We start from the raw sequence: 13321 nt of genomic DNA, 5'->3' as shown, positions 1-13321 counted from the left end.
ATCGGATCGACCACCATGAGTGGTATTTTATGATCTGATGCACGCGGCTTCTGAATTTTCTGTAGAGAATCCGCATTTTCCTGATGTCATTGTGCAGTGCACTTGGTATACTGCGACAACATTGATACGGAAGCGACGCATTATCGCGACTATATATATTTTTTTGCTTTTTTCTATTTATTTGTTTTGATCTTTTCTCAGAAGGACGACGTCGATGGGCGGTTCAATTAGAGATGCCCTTCAGGTTTGTGGGCCAAGCGCATGAAGCGCGAAACCATAGCCATCCATGCCGGTTACCAGACCGACCCAACGACCAAGTCGGTTGCGGTGCCGATTTATCAGACCGCCGCCTACGCCTTCGATAGTGCGGAGCACGGCGCAGCGCTGTTCGACCTGACGGTACCGGGAAACATTTATTGCCGGCTGAGCAATCCGACCAATGATGTGCTGGAGACGCGCATCGCAGCCCTGGAAGGCGGTGTCGCTGCGTTGACGGTCGCATCCGGCATGGCGGCGATTCAGTATGCGATTCAGAACATCACCGAAGCCGGCACCAATATTGTGACCTGCCCGCAATTGTATGGGGCGACGTACACTTTGTTCGCCCACGTGTTCAAGCGTCAGGGCGTCGAGGTGCGGATGGCGCGGGATGACCAGCCCGCGGCGGTCGCTGCGATGATCGATGACCGGACCCGGGCGGTCTATTGCGAAAGTGTGGGCAATCCGGCGGGCAATATTTCGGATATTGCGGGGTTGGCCGCGGTTGCGCACGCGCATGGCGTGCCGTTGATCGTGGATAATACGGTCGCGACGCCGATGTTGCTGCGTCCGATCGAACACGGTGCCGATGTTGTAGTGCACTCGCTGACAAAATTCGTCGGCGGTCATGGCACGACGATGGGCGGCGCCATCATCGACGGTGGACGGTTCGACTGGGCCGCACAGGGCGCGCGTTTCGCCATGCTGACCGCGCCGGAGGACGCGTATCACGATGTGACCTTCACCGAGCAATTCGGTGCATCGGCGTTCGTGGCACATTGCCGCAGCGTGTGCCTGCGCAATGGTGGTGCGACGCTGGCGCCGCTGAGCGCGTTTCTGTTGTTGCAAGGCCTCGAAACCTTGCCGCTCCGAATCGAACGGCACGTGGCGAATGCGCGGCGCGTCGCGCAGTTTCTGCGCGCCGATCCGCGCGTGGCATGGGTGAATTATGCCGGGTTCGCCGATAATCCGTACCACGCGCTGGGGTTACGCTACCTCGATGGCAATTTTTGTTCGCTGATGACCTTCGGAGTGAAGGGCGGGTTTGAGGTCGGGCGCCGGTTCTTTGACGCGCTTTCGCTGTTCAAGCGGCTGGTCAATCTGGGTGACGCGAAATCGCTTGCGACCCATCCGGCATCGACCACGCATCGGCAACTCAACGCCGATGAACTCGCGCAAACCGGCGTCACGCCGGAGATGATCCGGCTGAGCATCGGCATAGAGCATATCGACGACATCATTGCCGATCTGGATCAGGCGCTGACGGTTGCGGCGGGCACGGCCAGTGCTGCGCAGCCGCCACCCTCGCGCGCGACGGCGGCGTGACGGTGTCGGACGTTCAGAATGCGCTGACGCAGCCGATGCCGCCAAGCGGCATGACCACGCAGCATTTCTGGCCGCGCCGGGGTGGGGCCGTTCGCATTGGATTGGTCAACAACATGCGCGGCGCCGGGTTTCGCGACGCCGACCGTCAGTTTCGGGCGCGACTTCATGCCGCCGGGCAGGAAGATGGCATCAATGTGACGATGGGCGGGTATTGCCTGCAACCGCCAGGGCGCGATGGGTGGGACGCTGACTATCGCCCGGTTGCGGCGCTCGACGCGGATTGGCCGGACGCACTGATCATCACGGGCGCTGAGCCGAGCACGGACGATCTGCGTGAGGAGGCCTATTATCCGGCGTTGGTCCGGGTGATCGACCAAGCGATCAGGCGGCGAACGCCCGTGCTGTTTTCGTGCCTCGCGACCCATGCCGCGGTCCTTCACCTCAGCGGGGTCACGCGTCAGCGGCGGGCACGGAAATGTCATGGCGTCCTGCGGTTCGAGGTGCGGCGCGAGCATCCGCTCATGGCGGGTATGGGTGATCAGATCATTGTGCCGCATTCGCGCTGGAACGGGCTCGCGCCGGCGACTCTCACATCACACGGGTATCGGATATTGGCGGCGTCCGCGCGATGGGGTGTCGATCGGTTCGTGCATGACGATGCGCCGGGCTGCGTGTTCTTGCAGGGCCATCCGGAATACGAGCCGGCCAGTCTGGCGCTGGAATATCGGCGGGATGTGCGACGCTATCTGACGCGCGAGGCGATGGGATACCCTACCCTGCCGATCGGCTGTTTCGATGCGGCAACCCGCTCCGCGCTGCGGTCGTTTCAACGGGCGGTGCAGGGGCGGTTTGAGCCGGCGCTGATGGATGCTCTGCCGCTTCCGCCTGCGCTCGCGAACACAGCCTCTCCCTGGCAACCTGACACGATGCAGCTGTATCGCAATTGGCTGGAAACTGTCGCTGCTTTTCGCGTGCCAATGGGGGCGCCTGACTGAACCGATAGCGACATTTCAATATCTCACCCCCCTCATTTCAACTTTGACGCATTTTAGACGACAGGATTATCGAATGTGGATTGATCAATCAGGCCTGACCGTACGATCGCTGCGGCGTTTGGGCGTGGCTGGGGTGGCGTTGCTCGGAGGATGCACCCAGCTGCCGCCGCTCCAACCTGCACCGACGACATTGCCGGTGGCCGCGACCGTGACGCCCCAAATGGCTCAGCCGTACCGGATCGCGGTCGGCGACGAGCTTGCAATCAGGCTGCCGCTGGACCCCGAACTGAACGAAACCGCAACGGTGCTGCCCGACGGCAGCATTTCGACCAGCGTGGTACAACGGCAGGTGGCTGCGGGACTGACTTTGCCGCAACTCGATGCCGCGCTGATTGAAAATTACGCGCAGGTTCTGAAAAAGCCGGTGATCTCCGCGATCGTGGTAAAATCCGCACCAACCACGGTCTACGTGCTCGGCTATGTCGAAAAGCCGGGCGTCTATAGTTTCGAGGGATCGGCACCGCGCCTGGCCCAGGCGATTGCGGCGGCCGGCGGGTTGAAACTGGGCGCCAACCCGGACCGGATTTACATTCTGCGGCATCTGCCGAACGGATCACAGCAATTTTTCGGGACCAAATTCGCCGATCTGCAATCTGCGCGCGATCCGGCGGCGAACGTGCCGCTGGCCGCATCGGATGAGGTTTTCGTGCCGCGATCGGCGATCGCGCGGGCCTACGGGTATTTCAACCAGTATTTCCAGCAGTTTATCGCCACCAGTGCGAGCGTTAACTATCAGGTCAACTCGAACGGAACGACGAGCGTCATTCCCGGTCACTGAAATCGGCGCGGCTCAAGCGCCGCGTCAAAGTCTGTCACCCAAAGATCAACCGTCGACCCTAGGTCGACGGTTTTTTCGTGCCGGTAAATCAGTGCTGTTTAGTTGCGCTAACCGGTACGACGATCGCCTGATCTAACACATAAGGTGCTTTTACTGACGGCGACCACCCTCAGAATAATTTTATTTTTAGAATAAATATGATTATTTATACCAAAATCACATTTCAGCTATTTGTTTAAAGAATCTGTTGCTGTCAGTTCGTCATTATGCAATTATGAGTTGTGTTTAGCAGAATAACGCAATCTATAATCATGAAGGCGGACCTCGATGCAATCGTCTGAGTCGATGGGTCAATCCAGCTTCAGTCGTTCGACGCCGGTGAAGGCGATCCAACCCGGTGGCGTATCGGTCACCGCATCGCCAATGCTGCTACCGGCGGAATATCTGAGTACCAACGGTAACCAGATCGTCGATGCGGCGGGAGCACCCGTGCGGATCGCGAGTGTTGGCTGGAATCAGAACTTCACGAATATTCCGGGCACCGTCGCCGCGATGGTGGCCGCGGGCTTCAATACGATCCGGCTTGACTGGGTCGATGCCACGCTGTTCCAGGCCAACCCGGTCGATTCGATCAACCTTGCCACGATCAAACAGATTGTTGCCGCGGCGGGGGCAGACGGGATGAAGGTGATCCTGGATCACCATACTGATGAGGCCGGCACCGCGGGCGATGGTTATGGCGCCCAGCAGCAGAACGGGCTGTGGTACGATCTGGGTCCTGGCACAAACAACACCAACGGCGTCGGTGTAACCGGAACCGTGACACAGGCGCAGTTTCAGGCCGATTGGGTCACGGTGGCCAAGGCGTTTGCCGGCAACTCCACCGTGATCGGGTACGATTTGGCCAACGAACCGCTGATGTATGGTTCGGCAGGTACCACCGGCGTAACCTGGGGCAAGTATACCGCGACCGGCACCAACAACGGCGTGGTGGGTGGCCCCACCGATATTCATGCGATGTATCAAACCGTGGGCAATGCGATCCAGGCGGTGGACCCCGGCGCGCTGATCATTGCGGAGGGACCGCAGAATTACGGTGGCAATTTCGCGGGTACCGGCACCGCACCGGAAGGCGATCTCAGCGTCGCCGCGAAGGCCCCCGTGGTGCTGAACGATCCGAACAAGGTCGTGTATTCGGTTCACGAATATCCAACCGAAATTTCCAATATACCCGTCGATTCCGGAGCGGCCGCGGTGACCAGGATGAACCAGGCCTGGGGCTATCTGGAAAGCACCAACACCGCGCCGGTATGGGTGGGTGAAATGGGCAGCAGCATGATCACCGCCAATTCCCAGGCCTGGGCCTCGACGATGACCGCCTATATGAACGGTCATGACGCCGCACAGGGCGGGCCTGTATTCACGGGGCGGCAGCAGCCGGTCGGTGGCGATTGGTGGGTGTGGGGGTATCTGCCGGGTGAGGCGCCGGACGGCACGTTGAACGCCAACGGCAGCCTGAATGCGGCACAGAAGGCTGTCTGGAGCCAGTTGCTGCCGATGACGTGCTTCGCGGCGGGCACCCGGATCATGACCTTGCGCGGGGAGATCGCGGTCGAGCGGCTTGAAATCGGCGAGATCGTGATCTGCGCGAACGGACGGACCGCGCCGGTCTGCTGGGTTGGCCGGCGTACCGTCGATCTGGCGCGGCACCCGACGCCGGAGCGTGCGAACCCGATTCGGTTCGAGCCGGGGTCGATCGCCGATGGTGTGCCGCGCCGGGCGTTGCTGCTCTCGCCGGATCATGCATTGCTGCTCGATGGGCATCTGATTCCGGCCAAGGCGCTGGTCAATGGTGCGACCATCCGGATGACCACACCCCGCAGTGTTACGTACTACCATGTCGAGTTGCCGGCCCACTCGGCTCTGTTTGCCGAGGGCACCCCGGCGGAATCGTATCTGGATACCGGCAATCGCGGCGTGTTCGAAAACGGCGATGCGCCGTTGGTGCTGCATGGCCTGTTTGATCAGGCGCGGCGCGTTGCGAACGGCTGCGCCCCGTTTGCCGAGGCCGGGCCGGTGGTTGAGGAACTGCGCCGCCGTTTGCTGGATCGCGCCGCAATCGTGACCACGGCGGACGCTGCGGTCGAGGTGCGGTACTGCGCGGCCGGGGCGGTTATTTGCAGCCGCTCGGCGGTGCCGGGCGAACTGACGCCAGACCCGCGTGATCGCCGGCGATTGGGGGTCAAGATCGCTGGCATCGCGGTCGGAGGTGTGGCGATTGCGATCGATCAGCCATCGCTGACCGATGGATGGCACGCAATGGAAGCAGATGGGCGGTGGACGGACGGTGCGGCTGTGATACCTGCGGCGCTGCTGGAGGGGCGGTGTGATGTGAAGGTGACGATCGTGGCTTCGCTGGCCTATCCGGTCGAGGCTCGAGCCCTTGATACGGTGTGCGTCGCTTAGCGGAGTACCCAGACGAGTAGAGCCGCGATCATCATCCAGAATGCGATTCCCAAAGCGAGGGCTTTCAGCAGGCCCCGCGTGGGTGCGTGGCGAGCATCGTCAGGCAGCGGAAGATCAGGGGTTTGCGCGCTGGGCACCGCGCCATTTGCGGTCCCGCGAGCATTGCCGTCCGAACCACCGAGCAGATCACGAAAATCAACCTTTGACATCGGCATTGACCTCGGCGCTTTACCGGCTCACGGCATCGTGCCCGGCACAGGGTGAAAATCGTCGGTCCCGGCAATTGGTCGCACGGTGATGCTCCGGTATCAGGTCTTGGTCTCGATTACACCTTTATCGTTCACTCCCGCAACCTGAGTGTGTATGGTCTGGCGCACAAACCAAATCAATCAGCGTTTCGGGCCGAAGTTGGCGAATACGGTGCGGTTTTTATTGTCTTCCATCAACATGCGGAAACCTTGCAAGGTAGTGAACCCGAGGCCGCGCGGCAGGCCGGTTTCAGGATCGGGTTCGATCGCGCCATAGGCGGCACCCGATAATTTTTCCCATTTGCCGGCGGGTTTCTTCGCTTCGATATTCACGACAGTCGCTTTGCAGACCATGCGGACCACCGCCTCTTTCGGCGCGGAGGGTTTGGTCAGGCTGGGGTGGCCGGCGATCACGGTCCAGCCATTGGCCAGCGCCCAGGTGGTCAGTTCGTCTTTGGTCATTGTAGCCTCCTTATGGTTCAGGCGTGCGAACCGGCGGCCCAGCCGCTGGCCCAGGCCCATTGAAAATTATAGCCGCCGAGCCAGCCCGTGACATCGACGGCTTCACCGATGACGAACAGGCCCGGTACGGTCCGTGCCTGCATCGTTTGCGAGGACAGGTCTCGTGTGTCGACGCCGCCGCTGGTCACTTCGGCCTTGGCGTAGCCTTCGGTGCCGGCCGGGATCAGGCGCCAGGATTTCAGGGCTGCCAGGATGCCGGCCAGGCGATCATCGGTAAAGCTGCCGATCGGGTTGGGCGCGATCGGGGCGGGCAGAAAGACATCGGCCATGCGGCTCGGCATCATGTCCGCGATGATGCTGCGCAGCGCCGCCTTCGGGCGGGCGCGTTTGAGGGCGGCGAGGCCGGATGCCGGCTCATCGGGCAACAGGTCGAGCATGATCGGCGTGGCATCGCGCCAGGTCGATGAAATCTGCAAGATGGCCGGACCGGAGAGGCCACGATGGGTGAACAGCATGGCTTCGCGGAACGCGGCCCGGCCGCAGCGGGCGAGGATGGGTTGGGAGACGCCGGCGAGCGCACCGGTGCGTGCCAGTTGGGCGGAATCGAGCGTCAGCGGCACCAGCGCGGGTCGGATTTCGGTCAACCGGAGGCCGAATTGTTCGGCGATGTCGTAGGCGAGACCGGTCGCCCCCATTTTCGGAATCGACAGGCCGCCGGTTGCGAGGATGAGGGATTCGGCGGTGACTGTGCCGTGATCGGTCTCGATCCGGAAATGATCGGCGCGACTGACGCCGGTGATCTTGCGACCGAGAGCGATGGTGACCTGGGCGGCGGCGCATTCGTCGAGCAGCATCGCGACGATGGCGCGGGCCGATCCGTCGCAGAACAACTGGCCGAGCGTTTTTTCGTGCCAGGGGATGCCGTGCTTGTCGACCAGAGCGATGAAATCCTGCGGCGTGTAGCGCGACAGGGCGGATTTGCAGAAATGAGGATTGGCCGACAGGAACCGGCCGGGCTCGGTGTCGAGATTGGTGAAATTGCAACGCCCGCCGCCGGAGATCAGGATTTTTTTGCCGGGTTCATCGGCGTGGTCGAGCACCAGGACCCGGCGACCACGCTGACCCGCGGCGATCGCCGCCATCAGACCCGCGGCACCGGCACCGAGGATGACGACGTCGTAATGTTGCATCCGCATGCCGGACGTTATCGTAGTATCATTCATCAGGGGGATGTACGACGACATGCACGCCGAAGCGATGCTGGCAGAGGTCATTCTGGCGATTCACCTGATCGTCATTGCATTCAACGTTCTGGGATTGGTGATTGTTCCGCTCGGCGGTCTGCTGGGCTGGCGGATTGTGCGGGTGGCGTGGCTGCGGCTGCTGCATTTGGCGTTGCTGGCGATCGTGGTCGGGCAGGCCCTGGCCGGGCGGGCGTGTATTCTGACGATCTGGCAGGACGACCTGACCGGACAGGGCAGCGCACCGCCGCCGATGATCATGAAATTCATCGATGGATTGATCTATTGGAATCTGCCGCTCTGGGTGTTCACGATCATTTACGCGGCCGCGTTCGTGTATGTCGTGGCGTTGGTCGCGCTGGTGCCGTTCTGGGGTCAACGGCGCGCCCCACTATGAAAACTTAATTTGTATCGCTCGCTGTTTAGTCATACTTCATCGATCCATGCATATCACGCTCCGACAGCTACGGGCGATCGCTGCCTTGCACCGGCATGGATCGGTCACCCGGGCGGCGGGCGAATTGAACGTATCGCCGCCGGCGGTGACCTTGCAGGTCAAAGCACTGGAGGATCAACTGGGTATCGCACTTGTCGAGCGATCGGCCGGCGGGATGGTGCTGACGCAAGGCGGCATGGTGATCGCCGATGCGTCAACCCGGATCGAGGCGGTGCTGCGGGAATCCGAGGCACGGTTGGCTGCGATTGTTGGCGCGGAACGGGGCGAGGTTCGGGTCGGGATTATCAGCACGGCCAAATATTATGCCCCGCGCGCTCTGGCGGCGTTCTCGCGGGCTCATCCTGGCATCGATCTGCGACTGACCGTTGGCAACCGCGACGAGATCATCGACGGGTTGGTGCATCATGTGGTCGATCTCGCGATCATGGGGCGGCCGCCGACCGAGCTGAAGGTGATTGCCGACGAAATCGGCGATCACCCGCATGTGGTGGTCGCGCCACCCGACCATCGGCTGGCGACCGCGCGCGACATTGCACCGAACGAGTTGAACAACGAGGTCATGCTGGTGCGCGAGGCGGGCAGCGGCACCAGGCGGTTGATGGAGTTTTACTGCGAGGAAGCGGGCATCACGCCACGGATCGGCATGGAGATCGGCAGCAACGAGACCATCAAGCAATCGGTGATGGCGGGATTGGGAATTTCATTCATTTCGGCGCACACGATCGATGCCGAAGTGCAAGATGGCAGGCTTGTCGTGCTCGACATCACGGGTCTGCCGATCATCCGCCAGTGGTTTGCGGTCCATCTGACAGAACGGGCGATGATGCCGGCATCGGCTGCCCTGCTTGGCTTCCTGCGTGAGCAGGGCGGCAGCTTTCTGCCGCATGCCGCGATCGAATCATTGAAAAGAAGCAGCTCACTGGCATTATGACAGGATGGCATGACCAGTCGATGGCGAATTATACATTTGATTTGATATTATAATAAACAATGACCGCATAACCCGCTGTAATTGAAGAAGCCACGCATCATATCTGTGATGTTGCCTGATCAGGGATTATGCTGTTCGGTAATGCGGCGACATTAAGGCGGAGGTGCCAAACCTTCGCCGCATCGGACTCCAAACTTGCGCCGTGGATGGAAACACAGTCGTCTTCGATCGATCCACTCGTAGGAGTTTGAAACCGATGCGTATTGCGCAAATCGCCCCGCTGACTGAAGCCGTGCCGCCGAAACTGTATGGAGGCACCGAACGCGTTGTCTCGTTCCTGACCGAAGAACTGGTTGCGATGGGTCACGACGTGACCCTGTTCGCGAGTGGCGACTCCGTGACGCGTGCTAAACTCGAAGCGGTTTGGCCGCGGGCGCTGCGGCTCGACCCGACTATTCGTGATTTCATGGGGCCGCATATGTTACTCATGGAACGCGTGCGGCAGATGGCGCACGAATTCGACGTGCTGCATTTCCATATGGATTACTGGCCCGCCTCGCTGTTTTCGCGCCAGGGGGTGCCGTTCGTCACGACGCTGCACGGCAGGCTCGATCTGCCGGAGCTTCGGCCGGTCTTCGCCGGCCTGCCGCCGATGAGCGTGGTGTCGATTTCGGACAGCCAGCGACTGCCGTTGCCGGAGGCGAATTTCATCGCGACGATCCATCATGGCCTGCCGGAATATCTGTTGACGCCCCGGCCGACGACGCAGGATTACGTTGCCTTTCTGGGGCGGATCTGCCCGGAGAAGCGGCCGGACCGGGCCATCCGAATCGCGCGCGCCGCCGGCGTTAACCTGCGACTGGCAGCAAAAGTTGATCGGGCGGATATCGATTATCATGAATCGACGATCAAGCCGATGCTGGGGCCGGACGCTGATCTGATCGGCGAAATCGATGATCGCAACAAGCCTGAGTTTCTGTCGGGGGCGAAGGCGCTGCTGATGCCGATCGACTGGCCGGAGCCGTTCGGCTTGGTGATGATCGAGGCAATGGCCTGCGGCACGCCGGTCATCGCTTATGGTCATGGCTCCGTGCCCGAGATCATCGAGGACGGGGTTACCGGCTTCATCGTCAACAGCGAGGAGGAGGCGGTTGCCGCGCTCAGGCGGATCGATGATTTGTCCCGTACGCGGATTCGCGCTGAGTTCGAACGCCGCTTTACGGCGCGCCGCATGGCGGAAGATTATCTGGATACTTACGAACGGCTGATGGTGCCGAAGAGCGACCGGCTGCGCCTGGTTGGTTGACCGACCAAAATCCCACCCACTGCCAGGGGTGGGATTTTTTTTTCGCGCCGTGGAGCCGCGCGCCTGTCGGATGGGAATTCAAGCGAGTCGTCCCACGCCTGATTGAACGTGACCGCAAGTTCCGCCATGGTCCGCGCCGCATGAGCCCTGTCCCGTTTATTGCCCATCCCGGTTTCGCCACGCTGGCGCTGCCGCGCCATGTCGCCCTGCTTGCGGGGCTGGCTCTGTTTTCCGGCATTGTGGTGCGAACCATGATCTCGGTCGGCGTGCCGGACCGTCCCGACGCCCGGAAAGCCCACACACGGGTTACGCCGAAATCGGGAGGGGTGGGCATTGTCGCCGCGTTCCTGCTCGGCATTTCGCTGCTCTACCGCTTTGGCGAAGTGTCGCGCCTGGCGGCGCCGCTGTTTGTTGGCGTAATCGCAGCTGCCGTGCTGATCGCGGCGGTATCGTTGCTCGATGATCTGTTTGATTTTCCGTTTCTGGTAAAGCTCGGCGCACAATTCCTGGCGGCGCTGGTTGCGGTCGGTGCCGGGTTATCAGCGCGGAAATTCGATCTGCCGCTGCTGGGTGCCGTGCCACTGGGCATGGCAGGACCGGTGCTGTCGTTGATTTGGATTCTGTTCGTGACCAATGCGATGAACTTCATTGATGGGCTTGATGGTCTGGCCGCCGGCACGACTTTGATCGCGTGCCTGTTTCTGGCGGGCATTGCCGGGCTGCACGGCGGGTTTTTCGTCTATACCACGGCTTTGTTGCTGGCCGGCGGCGTCGCCGGGTTTCTGCCCTTCAACTATCCGCGCGCGCGGATTTTCATGGGCGATGTCGGCAGCCAGTTCTGTGGCTTCATGCTGGCCGTGCTGGGCATCGCCGCGACGCATTACCAGCGGGTCTCATTGTCATTTCTGGTGGTACCGCTGCTGCTTTCGGGTGTCCTGCTCGATGTGACGTTCACGCTGGTGCGGCGCACCGTGGCGGGGCAGAACATCGCCCGGGCGCACCGCGGGCATCTTTACCAGGTTGCGCATCGCGCGGGGATGGATGCGCGGTGGGTTGCTATCATTTATTGGGGGTTCGCGATATTCGGTGGTGTGGTCGTCATCGGGTTTCTGCACGCTCCCACCGATTGGAAGCCCGTGGTGATTTTTGCGCCGCTCCTGCCCTTCGCGATGTGGGCGGCCTATGTGGTCAGGCGCGCCGGGCGTGCTGAGATTGGGCCATGGGGATAGCGACCGCCCGAACCGCGATCAGATCAGCCGTGTTTCGGCTTCGAGCCCGACCATCGAGGCCAGGCGGGACAGGCGGCGGTCGATCGGGTCGCCGGCGAAGACACCGCTCGATGCATTGAGCGTGAGGACCAGTTTGCCACGATCGATCGTTAGGCTGGTTGCGGCGAGCAGTGTGGGCGTGCCGGCGGAGAGCGTGTACGCGAGGCGCAGAGCCGCACCTAACGTCTCGGCGCGACGGGCGGCCGCCATATCGAGCAAGGCACGCGCGGGTGCGAGGAACGGGCTTTCAATCGGCGCTTCATAGCGCAACGCCAGGGTCAGGGCCAAAAAGGCGCGAGCATGGTGATCCAGGCCGACGCCGGTTTGGCGGAGGACGCGCAGAAAGGCTTGTTCGGCCCGATATTCCGGATGTTCATGATTGCCGATGTCCGAAAACCAGCAAGCGCCCTCACGCAGCCGGCGCTGGGCGTTGGTTTCCGAGGCAAACAAGGGCGCGGTCCATGCGATGAGCGCGTCCGGCAGGCCGGCATCGCGCAGCAATCCAACCGTGAGGTCGCGCCCTGCCGCGACCAGCGGGTCTTGCAGACGCATTTCCGCAGGAAGTTGGCGTAGAAACCAGCCTTCGCGGAGGCCATTGGCGCTGAAGACGACTCGTGCCGCATTGGTGGCACGCAGCAGGCGCCGGAGAATGATGGCTGCGTAGGGCAAATCATCAATTCGTTTGCGGGCAACGCCAGGCATGCGCTCGATCAGCTTGCGCCCCGCTTCGGCGATGACCGCCGAAAGATCGCGGGCCTCGTCGCGACCAATCGTGTAATGGTGCACCATTGCCAGCGGGTAGCCGGTTTGCGCGATGTGGATACGGGCCAGTGCACGGAATGCGCCGCCCGACACATAAAGGTCGCCACCGGCGCCTTCACCGAGAAACGGGATCGCCTCAAGCTCGTCGGAGACGATGGTTTTGGCGCGGAGATGATCATTGCCGGCACGTTCAGCGAGGCGGATCACGCCGATCGGCATGGTCGCGGCTTCACCGATGCTGCCGGCAGACAGGCGCACGACCTCGAGCGAACCGCCGCCGAGATCGGCCAGAATGCCGTCGGCGGCGGGAATACCGCAAAGCACGCCCTCGGCGGAGAGGCGCGCCTCCTGCTCGCCGGTCAGGGTAATGACTTTCAGGCCGGGCGTTGCCGCTTCCAGTCGTGCGGTGAATTCGGGACCGTTGGCGGCATCGCGCACGGCGGAGGTCGCCAGGGCTTCAAATGGATGCGCACCCATGGCACGCGCGATCGCGCCGTAGCGTCGCACCACGGTGACCGCTTCATCCATCGACGCCGGGTCGAGGTTGCCGGTCGCGATCAACCCGCGGGCGAGGCGAAGGACGGCCTTTTCATTGAAGATCTGCACGGGATTGCGGGATTGGCCTTGGAACACGACGAGGCGGACCGAATTGGAGCCCAGATCAACCACGGCACGACGAGCATTGCTTTGCATGAGACGCTGCGTAGCGTGTCTGGCTGATATCGGATAGTGGGTCTTAATCCCTTGATTTCATTGAAGGGGC

General features: G+C 61.7%; 12 protein-coding genes. 8 read left to right on the top strand and 4 right to left on the bottom strand.

All coding sequences use genetic code 11. The features are described from left to right. Window positions 1-261: 261 nt before the first annotated feature. The 4 genes from BW994_RS10675 (at window position 262) to BW994_RS10660 (ending at window position 5883) form a co-directional block, all read left to right on the top strand. Complete coding sequence (locus tag BW994_RS10675) at window positions 262-1584, top strand: O-acetylhomoserine aminocarboxypropyltransferase/cysteine synthase family protein (protein ID WP_051657385.1); 1323 nt, start codon at window positions 262-264, stop codon at window positions 1582-1584. A 2-nt stretch (window positions 1585-1586) separates the two neighbouring features. After that, entirely contained in the window at window positions 1587-2579 is a 993-nt protein-coding gene (locus BW994_RS10670; RefSeq protein ID WP_139334074.1) for a homoserine O-acetyltransferase/O-succinyltransferase family protein, read from the top strand. A 73-nt stretch (window positions 2580-2652) separates the two neighbouring features. Next, window positions 2653-3417, top strand: coding sequence for a polysaccharide biosynthesis/export family protein (locus BW994_RS10665; RefSeq protein WP_051657387.1), 765 nt, complete (start codon window positions 2653-2655; stop codon window positions 3415-3417). A 345-nt stretch (window positions 3418-3762) separates the two neighbouring features. Further along, window positions 3763-5883 carry a Hint domain-containing protein gene (locus tag BW994_RS10660; protein ID WP_051657388.1) on the top strand — a complete coding sequence of 707 codons (2121 nt, stop codon included), beginning with the start codon at window positions 3763-3765 and terminating at the stop codon, window positions 5881-5883. Here BW994_RS10660 and BW994_RS19985 read toward each other — a convergent pair. The 3 genes from BW994_RS19985 to BW994_RS10645 form a co-directional block, all read right to left on the bottom strand. After that, window positions 5880-6092 (bottom strand): hypothetical protein, encoded by a 213-nt coding sequence (locus BW994_RS19985; RefSeq protein WP_076454551.1) that lies wholly within the window; start codon window positions 6090-6092, stop codon window positions 5880-5882. The two genes, BW994_RS10660 and BW994_RS19985, sit on opposite strands and share 4 nt — an antisense overlap. Before the next feature lie 180 nt (window positions 6093-6272). Further along, complete coding sequence (locus tag BW994_RS10650; protein ID WP_029312151.1) at window positions 6273-6593, bottom strand: hypothetical protein; 321 nt, start codon at window positions 6591-6593, stop codon at window positions 6273-6275. Between the two features lie 17 nt (window positions 6594-6610). After that, on the bottom strand, window positions 6611-7783 hold the full coding sequence (locus tag BW994_RS10645; RefSeq protein ID WP_029312152.1) for a BaiN/RdsA family NAD(P)/FAD-dependent oxidoreductase: 1173 nt from the start codon (window positions 7781-7783) through the stop codon (window positions 6611-6613). A gap of 40 nt (window positions 7784-7823) precedes the next feature. Here BW994_RS10645 and BW994_RS10640 point away from each other — a divergent pair, with 40 nt between their 5' ends. The 4 genes from BW994_RS10640 to BW994_RS10625 all read left to right on the top strand — a co-directional run bounded on the left by BW994_RS10640 (window position 7824) and on the right by BW994_RS10625 (window position 11757). Next, window positions 7824-8231, top strand: coding sequence for a DUF2784 family protein (locus BW994_RS10640; protein ID WP_245594132.1), 408 nt, complete (start codon window positions 7824-7826; stop codon window positions 8229-8231). Between the two features lie 46 nt (window positions 8232-8277). After that, on the top strand, window positions 8278-9222 hold the full coding sequence (locus tag BW994_RS10635; protein ID WP_035229030.1) for a LysR family transcriptional regulator: 945 nt from the start codon (window positions 8278-8280) through the stop codon (window positions 9220-9222). 256 nt (window positions 9223-9478) lie between these two features. Continuing rightward, window positions 9479-10528 carry a glycosyltransferase family 4 protein gene (locus tag BW994_RS10630; RefSeq protein WP_029312155.1) on the top strand — a complete coding sequence of 350 codons (1050 nt, stop codon included), beginning with the start codon at window positions 9479-9481 and terminating at the stop codon, window positions 10526-10528. Window positions 10529-10668: 140 nt separating this feature from the next. Further along, complete coding sequence (locus BW994_RS10625) at window positions 10669-11757, top strand: glycosyltransferase family 4 protein (RefSeq protein WP_029312156.1); 1089 nt, start codon at window positions 10669-10671, stop codon at window positions 11755-11757. Window positions 11758-11775: 18 nt separating this feature from the next. Here BW994_RS10625 and BW994_RS10620 read toward each other — a convergent pair whose 3' ends face one another. Next, window positions 11776-13251, bottom strand: a complete 1476-nt coding sequence (locus BW994_RS10620) for a Ppx/GppA family phosphatase (protein WP_029312157.1) — start codon at window positions 13249-13251, stop codon at window positions 11776-11778. Window positions 13252-13321: the final 70 nt, after the last annotated feature.

The organism is Acidiphilium rubrum, assembly GCF_900156265.1.
Classification (GTDB): Bacteria; Pseudomonadota; Alphaproteobacteria; order Acetobacterales; family Acetobacteraceae; genus Acidiphilium; species Acidiphilium rubrum.
The sequence above is the reverse complement of the archived record's forward strand: the minus strand, read 5'-3'. Positions and strand labels throughout refer to the sequence as shown.

Bases quoted from the DNA above. Each gene is read 5' to 3' on its own strand.
- BW994_RS10675 (WP_051657385.1), top strand. From the start codon at position 262: ATGAAGCGCGAAACCATAGCCATCCATGCCGGTTACCAGACCGACCCA.
- BW994_RS10665 (WP_051657387.1), top strand. From the start codon at position 2,653: ATGTGGATTGATCAATCAGGCCTGACCGTACGATCGCTGCGGCGTTTG.
- BW994_RS10660 (WP_051657388.1), top strand. From the start codon at position 3,763: ATGGGTCAATCCAGCTTCAGTCGTTCGACGCCGGTGAAGGCGATCCAA.
- BW994_RS19985 (WP_076454551.1), bottom strand. From the start codon at position 6,092: ATGTCAAAGGTTGATTTTCGTGATCTGCTCGGTGGTTCGGACGGCAAT.
- BW994_RS10650 (WP_029312151.1), bottom strand. From the start codon at position 6,593: ATGACCAAAGACGAACTGACCACCTGGGCGCTGGCCAATGGCTGGACC.
- BW994_RS10645 (WP_029312152.1), bottom strand. From the start codon at position 7,783: ATGCAACATTACGACGTCGTCATCCTCGGTGCCGGTGCCGCGGGTCTG.
- BW994_RS10640 (WP_245594132.1), top strand. From the start codon at position 7,824: ATGTACGACGACATGCACGCCGAAGCGATGCTGGCAGAGGTCATTCTG.
- BW994_RS10635 (WP_035229030.1), top strand. From the start codon at position 8,278: ATGCATATCACGCTCCGACAGCTACGGGCGATCGCTGCCTTGCACCGG.
- BW994_RS10630 (WP_029312155.1), top strand. From the start codon at position 9,479: ATGCGTATTGCGCAAATCGCCCCGCTGACTGAAGCCGTGCCGCCGAAA.
- BW994_RS10625 (WP_029312156.1), top strand. From the start codon at position 10,669: ATGAGCCCTGTCCCGTTTATTGCCCATCCCGGTTTCGCCACGCTGGCG.
- BW994_RS10620 (WP_029312157.1), bottom strand. From the start codon at position 13,251: ATGCAAAGCAATGCTCGTCGTGCCGTGGTTGATCTGGGCTCCAATTCG.